Below are 15,519 nucleotides of genomic sequence, written 5' to 3' on the forward strand. Positions count from 1 at the left end.
CTATGGCGAAGAGCGATAATCTTTACGACGCGTAAGCTGATAGCGTCTTACCGCATTGTTATGCTCTTTCAAAGTCGCTGAAAAATAATGACTGCCATCGCCTTTAGCAACAAAATAAAGTGCTTTACCCTCTGCAGGATTAAGCGCGGCTTCAATTGCTTCTCTACCAACCATGGCGATAGGTGTAGGCGGTAGCGCCGGTATTACATAGGTATTGTAAGGTGTCGGCTTTCTTAGATCTTTACGGCGGATATTACCTTTGTATTCATCTCCCATACCGTAAATAACGGTTGGGTCAGTTTGCAGGCGCATGCGTTTATTCAATCGACGGACAAACACACCAGAAATGATCGGACGCTCATCTGCTCGCGCTGTTTCCTTTTCAACAATAGAAGCCATAATCAAAGCCTCATAGGGAGACTTGTATGGCAGTTTGCTGTCACGCTTATTCCATTCAGCCGCTAAGATCTTTTGCATCATAGCGTTAGAACGTTTTAATACAGCAAGTGCCGAACCGTTCTTCTCGATACTAAACGTCTCCGCTAGGAACAAACCTTCTGGGTGTTTTTCAGAAACACCGAGCTGTTTAAGAAGCTCTTCTCTACTTAAATGACTAACATCATCATTAAGGTATTTATGCTCACTAATCGCGTGCATCATCTCTTTGAAATTACTGCCTTCAATGATCGTAAAGCGATAATTTTTAGATACGCCAGATGTGATCACCTTTAAAAATTCAACAGGTGTTAAATCGGCTTTTAACTCATATTCACCAGCTTTAATCTTATTCGCCAGACCAGATTGGCGGCCGTAGATCTTGAAATAATGGCTGTTAACTTCACCATAACTTTCTTTAAGATCTGCAACTACCCTATTGAAACTACTACCCTTTTTAACTTCAAAAAGAGTTTTTTCTTTAAAAGGAAGTGATGCATTAAGGAAAGCATTGTAATCATTCCATAACCAATAAGCCCCTACCGCAGCCGACACGAATAGGACAAATAAAACAGTTAATATCTTTTTCAACAACTCATTTCCTTAGATAGCAATAATTGCAGATCTCTGGTGATGGGACCGACACTTAAAGACTTGCCATCGATTGTTATAACCGGCCAAATACCGATTAGACTGTTACATATAAAAATTTCGTCAGCACTTTCAAGTACCGATTCAGGGTAATTCCCTTCGACAACCACAAGAGATAACTGATCAGCTAACTCGATCAGGCGATCACGCATAACCCCCTTCACACCACTTCGATCTATTTTCGGTGTATAGAGCATGCCTTCATTGACCCAGAAAAGATTACTCATGGTGCCTTCAATGAGATTCCCATCTAGATCGGATACAAAACCTTCAGCTATATCTGGATCAGACCACTCAGATCTTGCTAGAACCTGCTCTAGCCTATTTAGATGCTTAATCCCTGCCAATGCAGGATTAAGACCTAATCGCTGCTGACAGAGCCTTACAGAAACACCTTGCTGTCTTTGCTGAGTAAAATTGGACGAATCCGCAAGACTAATGATACGTGTAGGCACGCAAGTAGCAGGAAGCTTATAGCCTCTTTCACCTAAACCCCGAGTCACTGTCAGCTTTAATGTTTGATTGCCGGAGAGGTTTAAGGCTTGAATGTCTTTCTTTACGGCATCTATTGTCCCATCAGGGAATTTCAGACGTTCCAAACCAAGCTGTAAACGAACTAAATGCTGGTCGAACAAGTGCGGCTTACCATCGATTACAGCAATGGTTTCAAATAATCCATCGCCGTAACTTAGACCGCGGTCATTTATAGATACCTGATCAGCTAAAACGCCATTAATCCAGTACTTAGTCATAAATCAGATCTGACGGAATACCAAGGTTCCGTTGGTTCCTCCAAAACCAAATGAGTTAGAAAGAGCTGCTTTAATCTCACAAGGTTGAGCAGTATGAGGAACGTAATTTAGATCACATCCTTCAGATGGGTTATCTAAATTAATAGTAGGTGGCGCAATTTGATCTCTGATTGCTAATGCACAGAAGATTGCTTCAACAGCACCTGCAGCTCCCAGCAAATGACCAATCATGGATTTAGTCGAGCTCATCCTGACATCAGCAACTGCATTACCCAACACTGACTTAGCCGCATTAGATTCAGCAATATCACCCGCTGGCGTAGATGTACCATGAGCATTGATATAATGAATCTCTTCTGGAGCTACAGAAGCATCATTAATAGCGTTTTGCATAGCCAAGGCTGCACCCGCACCGTCTTCTGGCGGTGCTGTCATGTGATAAGCATCATCACTCATCCCAAAACCTGCTAATTCGCAATAAATTTTGGCACCACGCGCTTTAGCATGTTCGTATTCTTCGAGTACAAGTACGCCTGCACCGTCTCCAAGCACAAAACCATCGCGGTCTTTATCCCATGGGCGACTGGCTGTTTCAGGAGAATCATTACGCGTTGATAACGCTCGTGCAGATGAGAAGCCGGCAATACCTAATGGCGTAGTAGCCATTTCAGCGCCGCCAGCCAGCATTACATCAGCATCGCCATACTGGATCATCCGCATTGCCTGACCAATATTGTGCGTACCAGTAGTACAAGCGGTCGTAATAGCAATATTAGGGCCCTTAAGACCGTATTTGATCGCTAGGTTGCCACCGATCATATTGATAATACTGCCCGGCACAAAGAATGGTGAAACACGTCTAGGGCCCGTTGTATTAAGGATATCAACGTTTTTCTCGATCATCGGTAAACCACCAATGCCTGAGCCTATTGCGCAACCGATACGCGGAGCATTAGAGTCAGTCACTTCTAATTCCGCATCATCAATAGCTTGCATACCCGCAGCCATACCGTATTGGATAAATAAGTCCATCTTACGGGCTTCTTTGGCACTCATATACTGAGTAACATCAAAGTCTTGTACTGATGCCGAAAACTGAGTCGCAAAAGGAGAAGAATCAAAGTGAGTGATTGGACGAGCGCCACTCTTACCCGCAAGTAAATTATCCCATGTTTCTGAGACAGTATTGCCAATTGGGGTAAGCATACCGATACCAGTAATCACAACACGTCTACGTGCCATCTTTGATCTCCATATTCCTGCAAGGAAGTTCTAAATAAATCAGAAATTAACAATTCGCCAATTCTAACCGAACTGCTTAAAGCATTAAACGCTTGTAATTTACAGGCAAAAGAAAAGCCGCTCTATCAGAGATAGGCGGCTTTTCGAAATTCTTGCTTGTAGCGAACGATTACTGGTGTGCGTTGATGTAATCGATTGCAAGCTGAACTGTAGTGATTTTTTCAGCTTCTTCGTCTGGAATTTCAGTTTCGAATTCTTCTTCCAGAGCCATTACCAACTCAACTGTGTCCAGAGAGTCTGCGCCAAGATCTTCAACGAAAGAAGCTTCTTGAGTAACTTCTTCTTCTTTAACACCTAGCTGCTCTGCGATGATCTTTTTTACGCGCTCTTCAATGTTGCTCATATCTATTCCTATCTTCTTATTAACACCGCATTCAAGTACGAAATGCGGTAAGAAATTTTATTAAAGCATCCCGGCTTTATCAAGCCAAGATTGTAAATTCATTCTCTACCTGACGGCACATTATCAACAATTGGCAGAAAAAAACAATTCCTTAATACGGGTATTTAACCCATATACATGCCACCGTTGACTTGAATCGACTCACCAGTCACGTAACCACCGCCTTGACTGGCTAGAAAACCAACAACAGCTGCAATTTCTTCCGGTTGACCCAAACGATTCATTGGGATCTGAGATTTAAGCGCATCTTTGTGCTCATCTGCCAATCCACTTGTCATATCTGTATCGATAAAACCAGGCGCAACACAGTTAACCGTGATGTTACGAGAACCAACTTCACGCGCTAGCGCACGAGTAAAACCTTCCATACCCGACTTAGCAGCAGCGTAGTTTGCCTGACCAGCGTTACCCATAGATGCCACTACAGAACTTACACTGATGATACGACCCCAGCGAGCCTTAGTCATGCCACGTAGGCAGCCCTTAACAAGACGGTAGATTGAGTTAAGGTTCGTATTCAATACAGAATCCCACTCATCCTCTTTCATGCGCATCAAAATATTGTCGCGCGTGATGCCTGCATTGTTAACCAGTACTTCAACTGTACCAAAATCATCTTGTACAGTTTTTAGTACAGCTTCAACCGATGCGCTATCAGCAACATCCAGTACTAGACCCGTACCTTTAACCCCTGCTTCAGCAAGGTAAGCAGAAATTGCCTCTGCACCCTTCTCGCTTGTAGCTGTACCAACAACCACAGCACCTTGACGACCAAGCTCTTCAGCGATCGCTTTACCGATACCGCGAGTAGCGCCAGTAACTAGCGCAATTTTACCTTCAATACTCATTTATAAATTCCCTGCGCTACAATTATTGACCTAACGCTTTTTCAAGGCCCGCAGCATCACTAATTGCTGCAACACTCAAAGGCTTATGAACTTTTTTGTTCAAACCAGATAGCACCTTGCCTGGACCACACTCTACAGTGCTTTCCAAACCTTGCTCAACCAAACCTTGGATTGTTTTAGTCCAAAGTACAGGACTATATAACTGAGCAAGTAGATTTTCTTTTAATTCTTCAACTGAAGCAGGAATCGAAGCAGTTACATTTTGCACCACATCAATTTCCGGCATGTTGATTTCGATTTTAGATAGCTCTTCAGCCATCTTTTCAGCCGCAGGCTTCATTAGAGCACAGTGTGACGGAACACTTACCGGAAGCGGAATAGCACGCTTGGCACCTGCTTCTTTACAGTTCTCGATCGCGCGATCAACTGCAGCTTTTTCCCCTGCAATAACAATCTGACCTGGGCAGTTGTAGTTTACCGGAGAAACCACCTCACCCTGCTCAGCTTCCTGACAAGCTTTCTCGATAGCATCATCAGCCAGACCTAGAATAGCTGCCATAGCACCGCTACCTGCAGGCACGGCTTGTTGCATGAATTCGCCACGCAGTTTTACTAGATTTACACCATCAGCAAAACTGATTGCACCAGCACAAACTAACGCTGTGTACTCACCCAAACTATGACCTGCAACAACAGCTGGCTTATTACCATTCTGTTCCTGCCATAAACGCCATAGCGCAACACCTGAAGTTAGAAGCGCAGGCTGAGTCTTATCGGTTTGATTAAGATCTTCTTCTGGACCATTCTGAACCAAGTCCCATAGGTCGTAACCTAGAACCTCAGAAGCTTCAGCGAAAGTGTTTTTAATAACTGGATGTGTTTCAGCAAGTTCCGAGAGCATCCCTACTTGTTGAGAGCCCTGCCCCGGAAATACAAAAGCAAGAGTTTGCGACATGATGTCCTCAAATCGTCAATTAATACACGCCCTATGAATCAGGCCAATCGCCGTAGTTTACAACATTCATAGGTAATTAAAACTGTGTGAAGGGTATTAGGTAAGCCTTGCCTCTATTTCGCTGCAAATCTTACGCGGTATATCTTGTTCTATCTCTGCCACAGCTTGATCAAGCGCATACCCAAAGCACTGCTGATTAGCTGATCCGTGGCTTTTAATAACTATTCCTTGCAGACCCAACAAACTCGCACCGTTACGACGCGATGGATCCATCTGCTTTTTCAAATCAGAAAGCACCGGCTTAGCCAATAGCGCAAGAAACTTTCTATAAAGCCCCTGTTTAAAACTCGCTTGTACTTTTTGATTGATTAAGCGCGCTAATCCCTCGCTACTTTTCAGCGCGATATTGCCTACAAAACCATCACAAACAACCACATCAGCATTTCCGGCATAAAGATCATCGCCTTCTATATAACCAACATAGTTCAAGCCACCCTGCTCCTGAATCAAGCGCGATGCCAGCTTAACTTGCTCATTGCCCTTAACTTGTTCCTGACCAATATTCAAAAGCCCTACGCGCGGGCTCTCAATATTATCGACGGCGGCCGTCATGACCGACCCCATAATCGCAAACTGAAGCAAGTGCTCCGCACTGCAATCCACATTCGCACCTAAATCTAAAAGGTAGCAATGCCCTTTAGCTGTGGGCACTGACGAAATAATCGCAGGACGATCTACGCCAGGCAACATTCTAAGAATATATCGACCAAGCACCATTAAGGCACCCGTATTACCGGCACTAACACAAGCTTGAGCCGCACCTTCATCTACAAGCTGAATAGCTTTGTACATTGAAGATTCTTGGCCATTACGAAGTGTTTGAGATGGCTTAGCTGACATAGAAATAGTGTCAGGCGCATGAACAACATCGACACGACAGGCAACATCTGAATTCAGTCCATTAAGAAAGGGCTGAATAACATCACTGTGACCGATAAGTTTTGCTGATAAACGAGAATGACGCGCTAGGGCATCGAGTGTGGCGGGAATAGTAACGCGGGGACCGAAGTCCCCGCCCATCACATCAACTGCAATGGTGTAGTAATCTGACAAGCTTATTCGTCATCCTGCTTGTTGATTACCTGCTTACCACGGTAAAAACCGTCAGCAGATACGTGGTGACGACGGTGAGTTTCACCGGTAGTTTCTTCTACAGATAGAGTCGGGTTACCCAGAGCATCGTGGGAACGACGCATGTCGCGACGGGAACGAGACTTCTTACTTTTCTGAACTGCCATGACTAAATAGCTCCTGGTTCTTTCTATTTGTTGTCGGCTTTCAACTGAGCCAACACACTAAATGGATTCGGTTTTTCGTTTTCTTCTGTCACTGCCTCGCCGAAGGAAGTATTGATAGAGCAGTCATCATGATAAGCATCATGCGGCAAACTCAGAATCAACTCTTCTTCTATAACAGGCAGTAACTCAATCTCTTCACCCTCAACAATGAGGGGGTCATAACTGCGAGGTAACTGCTGAGCAGCCTCCTCACTGGCCGCAACTCCAAGATTAAAATCTGCCTCTACGGCAACCTCTACTGACTCCAAGCAACGCTGACACGTCATAGTTACATGACCTGTGGCACTGCCTGTGAGAGTTCGAATTCGCTGCTCATCTACTGCAAATTGAAGATCGACATTAATCTCCCCTTCTTTATCGACTAACGCCTGACAAAGATTGGGCATGTCCTTCAGTGCAGCTTGGCCTGCGATTCGTACTTCCCGCTCAGCAAGTTTTCGCGGGTCTACTCGTTTAGGTAATGGACCGTTTGACATAAGCGCGCAATTCTAGGGCCCGAAGCCCGTTCTGTCAAAGACTTTGGGGTTTAATTCTACAATAAAACCGCTAATATTTATGCCTTCGCATATTCATGGTCAAAAAATCACATGAGAAATCTAATTTTAGCCTCTAGCTCACCCTTCCGTCGCCAAATTTTGGACAAATTAAATTTGGAGTATTCATGCATTTCACCAGACATTGACGAATCGGCATTAGAGAATGAATCAGCAGAGGAATTAGTTGCCCGTTTATCTGCTAGCAAGGCACAAAAAGTTGCCGAAGAAGCGCCTAACTCATTGATTATTGGATCAGATCAGGTTGCAGTTTTAGGTGACGAAATACTAGGCAAACCTCACACCCACGAGAATGCCGTGAAACAACTACAAAAGCTATCGGGTAATGCGGTTACATTTTTAACCGGTCTTTCTTTACTCAACTCAGACACTGGCGAATGCCAAACGGAAGTTGTTCCATTTAAGGTTTATTTTAGAGAGCTCACCACCTCTATGATCGAAAACTATCTGCGCGCTGAAAAGCCATATAAATGTGCAGGCAGCTTTAAATCTGAAGCATTAGGCATTGTACTGTTCGACAAACTCGAAGGCGAAGATCCGAATACACTTATCGGCCTGCCTTTGATCCGATTAGTAAGAATGTTAGAGAAAGAAGATTTAAATGTTTTATAAGAAAATCACCACATAAAGATCAGACATAAAAAAGGAGGGCTTAGCCCTCCTTTTTATTCATCTATTGTAATAAGCGTTTAACGAAGCTCATGACTCTTCGTATTAACACCCAGCTCAGTCGCAATGCCTTTCGCAAAGCTTACGCCTAGCTCATCAACAATCTGTTTCCAAGGCTCCTGCTTCGGAGAGTAATCAACCAGCTTCTCAACTTTAATTACTTCTCGTGCAACGTAACTGGAACTACCCAGCGCATCAACCAAACCAAGCTCAATTGCCTGCTCGCCACTCCATACTAAACCGCTGTATAGCTTTGGATCATCTTTAAGGCGATCACCACGACCTTTACGAACCTGATCCACAAACTGGTTATGCGTTGTATTTAGAACACTTTGCCAGAACTCTTCCTCACCACTATTTCTCGGAGAATAAGGGTCTAAGAATGCTTTGTGCTCGCCCGCGGTATATAAACGACGCTCTACACCTATCTTCTCCATAAGATCAACAAAACCAAAGCTCCCTGCTACAACGCCAATAGATCCAACCAAGCTAGCTTTATCCGCATAGATATAGTCTGCCGCGGCAGCTATATAATATGCACCTGACGCTCCTATATCTGTGATAACAGCATACAGAGGTTTATCAGGATGTATTGAACGCAGACGCTTAATCTCATCGTAAATGTAGCCAGACTGTACAGGACTGCCACCTGGGCTATTTATGCGCAAAATTACCGCTTTAGCGTTTGGCTCTTTAAACGCTTCACGCAGTGACCAGATGATATTATCCGCACTCGCATCATCATCTGAACTAATCACGCCTTTTACTTCAATAATCGCCGTATGAACCTGCGGTTTTACATCTGTAGCGATATTTTTACCGGCGAAGAAAAAACCTAAAAGCGCGAAAAGGTAAACAAATGTGAGCAGCTTAAAGAAAATCCCCCAACGGCGAGCACGACGTTGCTCTACAAACAATCCATTTAGAGTTTTCTCAATCAACTTCCACTCTTTCTTGCTTGCACCATCTTGTTTAGCATTTTCAACAGCTCGTTCTAGCTTACTTCCAGTTGCTGCTGAAGACTCCTGCTGCTTTGGAGCCTCATTTTGTTCAGATTCATTCCATGGATTATCAGACACACACTTCTCCTGTATCAGGCAAATACACCCTGATTTTCTAACCAATTTTCCAATTCAGGAAACTCATGAACTTCCAAAACTGGGTTATAACCTTTTAAACGATCCAAATGATGGGCACCGTAACTGACAGCGATAACATCCATACCAGCCTGCTTACCCATCTCTAAATCATATTCAGTGTCGCCTATCATAACAGCCTCCGAGGCTGAGACACCGGTTTCTTGTAGAATTTCCTCTAGCATTAGAGGGTGCGGTTTTGAGATAGTTTCATCAGCGCAACGAGAGGTTTCAAATAAATAACCTAAACCCGTTTCAGCAAAAACACGATTTAAGCCTTTTCTGCTCTTTCCTGTAGCTACAGCCATCCGCATACCTTTACCATGCATCTGTTCTAAACTTTTCTGCGCACCAGGAAACAATGGAGAAGGTGTAGATTCATTACCTAAGAAATATCGGCCATAATTCTGTCGCATCAGTTCTATTCCATCTTTATCAACATCAGGAATCAGAATTTTAATCGCCTCAGGCAAACCTAACCCGATAATATTTTTTACTTCTTCATCGGTAGGTATAGAAAATCCGCTATCTTTCGCCGCTAGCTGCATACAGGAGATAATTTTGGCAGCAGAATCGATGATTGTGCCATCCCAATCAAAAATGAGTAGTTTGTACACTCAAGCCTCTTAACTTATTTATAAGAAAGGAATCTATGTTTATATAGAAGAACCAATAAAGATCAAGATAAAGGCCAAGATCAATGAAACAGTCAACTTAACAGGCTTTACTTAAGGTAGCTCTTGCGTTGTAGCAATCGCATAACGTATATTTTGCAGACATTTTAAAGAAGCCGACCTTTATGCAATTAAGTCGATTTACAGATTATACCCTTCGCGTTTTATTCTATGTTTCTACTAACGATGATCGTCTAGTTACGCTAGCTGAGATAGCAAGCTGCTACGATATTTCGGTAGAACACCTACGTAAAGTTGTACATGCCTTGTCAAAAGCAGGACACCTAGACACTTACCGAGGCAAAAAAGGCGGAATCAAACTAGCTAAGCCACCAGCAGAAATTAATATTGGTGAAATTGTTGCTGATGCAGAAGGCAGACAGCCTCTGATTAACTGCGGCCAACAACAGTGTCGCCTAACAGGCTTCTGCACACTCCAGCATGTACTAGGTGATGCTCAAAAAGCCTTTATGCAGGTCCTAGAACAATACACCCTGGCAGATATGCTTAATAACGACGCTATGCGCAAAAGCTTAATTGTGAGCAAAGCAGATTAATTAGCCATCGCCATGGCTAATTCTTCTTTCTTATAATTGAGCTCCAGCCAAGGGAACAGATTGCGCTCTTCAAATCGTACATGTTCCTTTAACAGCTCACCAAAACGATTTACCACGCTTGAATCATTTCCACCCAGCATGCTCAATAATTGCTTATGATCTGCAACAAGGCGATCAGCTAGTGACTCTCCTTCACCTACGAGCAATGGCAACAAAGCACGCTCTTCTTGATCAAAATGAGGCTTTAATTCTCTGTATAGAACTTCTCTTTTAGCCTGCCAGTATTCATCAACCTCTCTTTCAGCTTCTTTTCTTAAGTCATTGATATGTTTAACAGTAACTAAAGCTTTATGATGATCATGACTTAGTGGAATTAGTGCCTCTACTCTTTTCATACTTTTTCTACCCTCACAATAATTTGCTATGTATCCATACAAGATCATTTAACAAATCTGCAAATAAATTTTGTAATTTTTCAGCTTTATTCGAACAATCTCTTTATAATGTATTTGATATACATTATATTATTTATTAATTCATTACAAATACATTTTATGTGAGGACTTATGGTTATTTGGAGCAATACAGAGTTAGTTGTCTACTCCCTGGTGCTAGGCATGATCTTATTTAAGTTCTGGACTGTATGGCATGTATCCAAAAAAGCCCAAGCCACTATCGAAGGGCGAATGATTTTCTTATGGGGAATTGTAGGAATGAGCACATTTGTTTTACTTGCCAAGACTTACATTTCTTACCAAATGAGCACTATTTAAAACAAAAAAGCCCGCTATAAGCGGGCTTTGAAAACACACTAACTGAATTAGTCTTCAGTAAGCTCAAGTTTTTCAGCAGAAACAAGCACACCGTTGTTGTCTGCATATACGTACTGACCCGGCTTGAATGTCACGCCACCGAAAGTAACGTCTACGTTTAGCTCGCCAAGGCCTTTCTTTTCAGTCTTCATTGGGTGGCAACCTAGCGCCTGCACACCAATATCTAGATCGCTGATTGCGTTAACATCACGGATGCAGCCGTAGATGATAATGCCTTCCCAGCCATTTTTTGTTGCTTTTTCAGCAAGCATATCGCCAAGCATTGCGCGACGCATAGAAGCACCACCGTCGACAACAAGCACTTTACCTTCACCAGGTAGAGCAACCTGCTCACGAACCAAAGAGTTATCTTCAAAAGCTTTTAGAGTAACGATTTCGCCACCGAAACGCTCTTTACCACCAAAGTTACCGAACATTGGCTCAACAACCTGTACCTGGTCTGGGAACTGATCACACAGTTCTGGCAAAAGATCTTCCACAATATGCTCCTTAAACTGGATAACTGCACCTAAGAACAGGTGCTCTCAAAATCTAAAGCAGGTATATTCGCCGATTCATTGTGCAATTGCACTACTCTTTTGGGCTAGGATTGAAATGAGCTTAATTCTTAATAAAACAAACTCTCTAAAAGCTACGATCGCTATCAGTACATATGTATTTTTAGTTGGGTGCAGCCAAAAACAACATACATTCTGTATTGAAGATTCTAATAACTGCTCTCTGCCTACCCCTCCTACGCTTAGTCAATCAGCCCCAATCACGAAAAACAACAAGCAAGAAGCGCTAGTTACGCGAGTAGAATATAAGCCCTCAGCAGCGATACAGTCACAAGATACTACCAGGCACAATAAAAATTCCGCCCAAAATTCAGTAAAAGTAATTGAGCATATCCGTTTACCTGCTCCAAAGGATACGCGCTATGCCAACCTTACACTTGATGATGGGAAGAACAGTAGAATAAGTACAAATGGCATATACACCATACAACTGGGTGCTTATAAATTAGAATCCAGCCGACAGACTGCTATCTCTAGTCTTGAAAATAACGAAAGCTTAAATTTATATAGAATGACCAATGGGTACCTAGGCCTTTCGTATGGAAGATATGAAACGCAATCTGAAGCTCTAGAAAAAGCAGTACAACTTAGAGAACGAGGATTTCAAGATCTCTACATTACAAAAGCTCGTTAAACAAAAAAACGCAGCTTTAAGCTGCGTTTTTAAGTTAGAGTTGATAATTACTTATCCTTCAATAGGCTAAGCAATTTCTGAATCGGATGCGGCAATTGTAGATCATCAATACGCTTAACCTGACTACGGCACGAGTAACCTGTCACAAGTAAGCGATCTTTATTTTCTGGGTTATTTACCACTTCAGACCAGCTCAACTGGTAGATCTCACGGGATGTCTCAACGTTCTGAGTTTCATGGCCGTATGTACCCGACATACCGCAACAGCCCACTGCCTGAATATCCAGTTTTAACCCCATCGCTTCGTAGATCTGCTGCCACATACGAATAGTAGGTGCAGCATTGGTCTTCTCAGTACAATGAGCCATCAACTTAAATTCAGTTGTAGAGCGGTTAGCCAGATCGAAAGCTCCCAGCTTATCTTTTTGATTGCTCAACCACTCTTGAATTAACTGAACTTTTGGCAGATCTTTCTCCGGTATTACATAACCGTATTCCTGACGGTAAGTCAGCGTCATTGATGGATCTATACCGATCATTGGTACGCCAGTGTTATCTAGCTCTTTTAGCATCGCACTGTTAGATTCAGCTGCTTTTTCAAATGCTTTCATAAAGCCATGCACATGCAACGGTTTACCATTTGGCTTAAATGGCGCTAATAGAACATGGAACCCAAGCCCAGAAAGCAAATCAACAAGATCCAACACCAGCTGCGTTTCAAAGTAACTTGTAAAAGCATCCTGTACGATGATTACAGCATTACTGCGCTGCTCTTCACTCAAACTCTTTATTAACTGCGGTGAAGCGAACTCTACCCCGCGTGCTTTCATGCCAGAGATCAAACTATTGGTACAGATGGTAGGACTATCAACCATACCTGCATGCTTGCGGAAGATCGCTTTTAGCGCCTTGTTCTGCATCGCCCAATTGTATGGCGCAGGGAACTTAGACAACCAAGGAATCATGTATTCTAGAGAGCCCACCATGTAATCCTTTGCAGGACGCAGGTAACGACCGTAGTAGACCTCCAAGAAACGCGCACGAAAATCTGGAACGTTAACCTTAATAGGACACTGACCAACACAAGATTTACATGCTAAACATGCCATCATGGATTCATGCACTTCATGAGAGAAGTCGTACTCTTCCTCTTTTTTCTTGGCTAGAGTGTTTTTGATGCGCTTTGGTAGAGAAGCAATAAAGGAGCTCGCTTTAACACGCTTAGCTTCTTCAACAATATCAGTACCATTTTGCTCCATCAGGCGTAACCATTCACGAATCAGTGAAGAACGACCTTTTGGCGAGTTGATACGTTGACGGGTGCCTTTCCATGAAGGACACATTGCGTCATTTGGATCGTAGTTAAAGCATGCGCCGTTACCGTTACAGAACATGGCTTCTTTATACTCTTCACGTGTTTCTGAACTAATCTGGCGATCAAATTGACCACGCGTAGGTACTTCATCAATTTTCAGTAGCTCGGCACCATCAATTGCTGGCGTAGCGATCTTACCCGGGTTCATTTGGTTACGCGGGTCAAATCCACCTTTGATACGTTGTAGCTCAGGATACAATTCACCAAAGAACTCAGGCGCATACTCAGAACGAACACCTTTACCATGTTCGCCCCATAATAGACCTTTATATTTAACAGTCAGCGCTACCACTTCATCAGTGATATCACGAATTAAAGATTCCTGTAGCTGATCTTTCATATCGATAGCAGGTCGTACGTGCAACACACCCGCATCAACGTGACCAAACATACCGTACGCTAGGTCTCGATCATCCAGAACCTTACGGAACTCCATGATGAAGTCAGCAAGATTCTCAGGTGGTACAGCAGTATCTTCCACGAATGGGATCGGACGCTCTTGTCCCTTAGCGTTACCTAGAAGGCCAACCGCTTTTTTACGCATCGCCCAAACTTTGTTGATCTCACCGGCACCATAAACAACAGAGAAGCCAAAACTCTTACCAGCTTGACCCGCAACAGATTTGAGATGCTCTTCTAATCGCGCAACATCGGCTTTTAGAGATTCCTCATCATCGGATGTGTATTCAACTAGGTTGATACCACTGATCTCTGGCTCACCTTCTTCTTGCGAGAAATAGGCACTTACCGTGTCCCAGATAATATCGCCCATTGCAAGATTAAGTACTTTAGAATCAATCGTTTCTATAGATGTTGGGTTCCACTCCATTAAGTCTGTAGCGTCACGTAAAGATGATTCAAAACTATCGTACTTAACGTTTACCAATGCAGCGAACTTAGGAATTGGCAGAACATTCAACTTAGCTTCAGCAATAAAAGCCAAAGAACCTTCACCGCCACACAACACTGAATTTAGATTAAAACGCCCTTCTTCATCACGAATGTGCGCAAGGTCATAACCCGTGAGGCAGCGGTTTAATTTAGGAAACTTGGTATCGATCAGATCTTTCTTCTCGGTGAATACTTCATCGACCAATCGATGCACTTCACCAACACGATCATCGCGCTGCTTTATCTCAGACAGCTCTTCATCAGAAATAGGTTTAGAGTTCCAAAGTTCACCACCCAAGAACACCGAATTTAGCTCTAGAACATGGTCACGAGTTTTACCGTACATCACTGAACCCTGACCACTGGCATCGGTATTGATCATACCGCCAACTGTTGCACGGTTACTGGTAGAAAGCTCAGGCGCAAAGAAGAAACCATAAGGTTTTAGTGCCCGGTTAAGTTGATCTTTAACAACACCGCCTTGAACACGAACCCAGCGCTCTTCAGCATTGATCTCCAACACCTGATTCATGTGCTTAGAGACATCAACAATCAAGCCATCGGTTAGCGACTGACCATTTGTACCTGTACCGCCACCACGAGCACTCAGCTTTACTTCGGCAAAGCGGGACTCATCTGCTAACTTAGCAATCAGCACCAAATCATCTGTAGATTTCGGGTACAACACACCCTGAGGCAGCATCTGATAGATACTGTTGTCTGTCGAGAGAACGATACGGTTTGCGTAATCCTGATTCAGATCGCCGGCAAAACCTGCTTTCTGTAACGCTTCGATAAACTGAAGGTAAATAGCTTCGGTAGTTTCCACTTGGGAAAGACGAGGGATCATAATACTGCCTCTATAAATGACCGTACTTCAAGAGCAGTGCTCAATTGCTCTCATGCAGTCAAATGCTCAATTTGTGATATTGGGC

At 43.3% G+C, this 15,519-nt stretch carries 17 protein-coding genes; 3 read left to right on the forward strand and 14 right to left on the reverse strand.

The genetic code is table 11. The annotated features are described in order from the left end of the window. From mltG to ACMXYW_RS08480, 9 genes are all read right to left on the reverse strand, one after another. Window positions 1–1,026 carry an endolytic transglycosylase MltG gene (mltG, locus tag ACMXYW_RS08440; protein ID WP_415903698.1) on the reverse strand — a complete coding sequence of 342 codons (1,026 nt, stop codon included), beginning with the start codon at window positions 1,024–1,026 and terminating at the stop codon, window positions 1–3. Further along, on the reverse strand, window positions 1,023–1,838 hold the full coding sequence (pabC, locus tag ACMXYW_RS08445) for an aminodeoxychorismate lyase (protein ID WP_415903699.1): 816 nt from the start codon (window positions 1,836–1,838) through the stop codon (window positions 1,023–1,025). Before pabC ends, mltG begins: the two co-directional genes overlap by 4 nt. A gap of 3 nt (window positions 1,839–1,841) precedes the next feature. Beyond that, window positions 1,842–3,080 (reverse strand): beta-ketoacyl-ACP synthase II, encoded by a 1,239-nt coding sequence (gene fabF, locus ACMXYW_RS08450; protein ID WP_415903700.1) that lies wholly within the window; start codon window positions 3,078–3,080, stop codon window positions 1,842–1,844. Between the two features lie 169 nt (window positions 3,081–3,249). Then, the gene (acpP, locus tag ACMXYW_RS08455) at window positions 3,250–3,483 is read right to left on the reverse strand and encodes an acyl carrier protein (RefSeq protein ID WP_007019607.1); all 234 of its coding nucleotides are present in this window, start codon (window positions 3,481–3,483) and stop codon (window positions 3,250–3,252) included. 164 nt (window positions 3,484–3,647) lie between these two features. Next, complete coding sequence (fabG, locus tag ACMXYW_RS08460; protein WP_415891384.1) at window positions 3,648–4,391, reverse strand: 3-oxoacyl-ACP reductase FabG; 744 nt, start codon at window positions 4,389–4,391, stop codon at window positions 3,648–3,650. A gap of 22 nt (window positions 4,392–4,413) precedes the next feature. After that, the gene (gene fabD, locus ACMXYW_RS08465) at window positions 4,414–5,346 is read right to left on the reverse strand and encodes an ACP S-malonyltransferase (protein WP_415901046.1); all 933 of its coding nucleotides are present in this window, start codon (window positions 5,344–5,346) and stop codon (window positions 4,414–4,416) included. Window positions 5,347–5,442: 96 nt separating this feature from the next. After that, window positions 5,443–6,459 (reverse strand): phosphate acyltransferase PlsX, encoded by a 1,017-nt coding sequence (gene plsX / locus ACMXYW_RS08470; protein WP_415901045.1) that lies wholly within the window; start codon window positions 6,457–6,459, stop codon window positions 5,443–5,445. Window positions 6,460–6,461: 2 nt separating this feature from the next. After that, entirely contained in the window at window positions 6,462–6,644 is a 183-nt protein-coding gene (rpmF, locus tag ACMXYW_RS08475) for a 50S ribosomal protein L32 (protein ID WP_007019603.1), read from the reverse strand. Between the two features lie 23 nt (window positions 6,645–6,667). Further along, window positions 6,668–7,180 (reverse strand): YceD family protein, encoded by a 513-nt coding sequence (locus tag ACMXYW_RS08480; RefSeq protein WP_415903701.1) that lies wholly within the window; start codon window positions 7,178–7,180, stop codon window positions 6,668–6,670. Window positions 7,181–7,291: 111 nt separating this feature from the next. Here ACMXYW_RS08480 and ACMXYW_RS08485 point away from each other — a divergent pair, with 111 nt between their 5' ends. Then, window positions 7,292–7,870, forward strand: a complete 579-nt coding sequence (locus tag ACMXYW_RS08485; RefSeq protein ID WP_415903702.1) for a Maf family protein — start codon at window positions 7,292–7,294, stop codon at window positions 7,868–7,870. A gap of 77 nt (window positions 7,871–7,947) precedes the next feature. Here the strand turns inward: ACMXYW_RS08485 and sppA are convergent, their stop codons facing one another. Both sppA and ACMXYW_RS08495 read right to left on the reverse strand, forming a co-directional pair. Beyond that, a complete protein-coding gene (gene sppA, locus ACMXYW_RS08490) occupies window positions 7,948–9,006 on the reverse strand; it encodes a signal peptide peptidase SppA (protein ID WP_415903703.1) in 1,059 nt (352 codons plus the stop codon). Window positions 9,007–9,020: 14 nt separating this feature from the next. Beyond that, the gene (locus ACMXYW_RS08495) at window positions 9,021–9,680 is read right to left on the reverse strand and encodes an HAD-IA family hydrolase (protein ID WP_415903704.1); all 660 of its coding nucleotides are present in this window, start codon (window positions 9,678–9,680) and stop codon (window positions 9,021–9,023) included. A gap of 182 nt (window positions 9,681–9,862) precedes the next feature. Here ACMXYW_RS08495 and ACMXYW_RS08500 point away from each other — a divergent pair, with 182 nt between their 5' ends. Next, on the forward strand, window positions 9,863–10,294 hold the full coding sequence (locus tag ACMXYW_RS08500; RefSeq protein WP_415903705.1) for an RrF2 family transcriptional regulator: 432 nt from the start codon (window positions 9,863–9,865) through the stop codon (window positions 10,292–10,294). On the opposite strand, the gene ACMXYW_RS08505 is transcribed toward ACMXYW_RS08500, so the two are convergent. Both ACMXYW_RS08505 and rraA read right to left on the reverse strand, forming a co-directional pair. Next, the gene (locus tag ACMXYW_RS08505) at window positions 10,291–10,689 is read right to left on the reverse strand and encodes a hemerythrin domain-containing protein (protein ID WP_415901039.1); all 399 of its coding nucleotides are present in this window, start codon (window positions 10,687–10,689) and stop codon (window positions 10,291–10,293) included. The genes ACMXYW_RS08500 and ACMXYW_RS08505 overlap by 4 nt on opposite strands. Window positions 10,690–11,114: 425 nt before the next feature. Further along, window positions 11,115–11,606 (reverse strand): ribonuclease E activity regulator RraA, encoded by a 492-nt coding sequence (gene rraA / locus ACMXYW_RS08510; protein ID WP_415901038.1) that lies wholly within the window; start codon window positions 11,604–11,606, stop codon window positions 11,115–11,117. A 115-nt stretch (window positions 11,607–11,721) separates the two neighbouring features. On the opposite strand from rraA, the gene ACMXYW_RS08515 reads away from it, so the two are divergent. Beyond that, the gene (locus tag ACMXYW_RS08515) at window positions 11,722–12,318 is read left to right on the forward strand and encodes a hypothetical protein (RefSeq protein ID WP_415903706.1); all 597 of its coding nucleotides are present in this window, start codon (window positions 11,722–11,724) and stop codon (window positions 12,316–12,318) included. A 47-nt stretch (window positions 12,319–12,365) separates the two neighbouring features. Here the strand turns inward: ACMXYW_RS08515 and ACMXYW_RS08520 are convergent, their stop codons facing one another. After that, window positions 12,366–15,434 carry an FAD-binding and (Fe-S)-binding domain-containing protein gene (locus ACMXYW_RS08520; protein ID WP_415903707.1) on the reverse strand — a complete coding sequence of 1,023 codons (3,069 nt, stop codon included), beginning with the start codon at window positions 15,432–15,434 and terminating at the stop codon, window positions 12,366–12,368. Between the last annotated feature and the right edge of the window lie 85 nt (window positions 15,435–15,519).

Source organism: Neptuniibacter sp. QD48_55, assembly GCF_047778115.1.
Classification (GTDB): domain Bacteria; phylum Pseudomonadota; class Gammaproteobacteria; order Pseudomonadales; family Balneatricaceae; genus Neptuniibacter.

Coding starts and splice junctions, on each gene's coding strand:
- ACMXYW_RS08505 (WP_415901039.1), bottom strand. CDS start 10,689: ATGAAAAGAGTAGAGGCACTAATTCCACTAAGTCATGATCATCATAAA.
- ACMXYW_RS08515 (WP_415903706.1), top strand. CDS start 11,722: ATGAGCTTAATTCTTAATAAAACAAACTCTCTAAAAGCTACGATCGCT.
- pabC (WP_415903699.1), bottom strand. CDS start 1,838: ATGACTAAGTACTGGATTAATGGCGTTTTAGCTGATCAGGTATCTATA.
- ACMXYW_RS08480 (WP_415903701.1), bottom strand. CDS start 7,180: ATGTCAAACGGTCCATTACCTAAACGAGTAGACCCGCGAAAACTTGCT.
- fabG (WP_415891384.1), bottom strand. CDS start 4,391: ATGAGTATTGAAGGTAAAATTGCGCTAGTTACTGGCGCTACTCGCGGT.
- fabF (WP_415903700.1), bottom strand. CDS start 3,080: ATGGCACGTAGACGTGTTGTGATTACTGGTATCGGTATGCTTACCCCA.
- ACMXYW_RS08485 (WP_415903702.1), top strand. CDS start 7,292: ATGAGAAATCTAATTTTAGCCTCTAGCTCACCCTTCCGTCGCCAAATT.
- ACMXYW_RS08500 (WP_415903705.1), top strand. CDS start 9,863: ATGCAATTAAGTCGATTTACAGATTATACCCTTCGCGTTTTATTCTAT.
- acpP (WP_007019607.1), bottom strand. CDS start 3,483: ATGAGCAACATTGAAGAGCGCGTAAAAAAGATCATCGCAGAGCAGCTA.
- rpmF (WP_007019603.1), bottom strand. CDS start 6,644: ATGGCAGTTCAGAAAAGTAAGAAGTCTCGTTCCCGTCGCGACATGCGT.
- fabD (WP_415901046.1), bottom strand. CDS start 5,346: ATGTCGCAAACTCTTGCTTTTGTATTTCCGGGGCAGGGCTCTCAACAA.
- ACMXYW_RS08520 (WP_415903707.1), bottom strand. CDS start 15,434: ATGATCCCTCGTCTTTCCCAAGTGGAAACTACCGAAGCTATTTACCTT.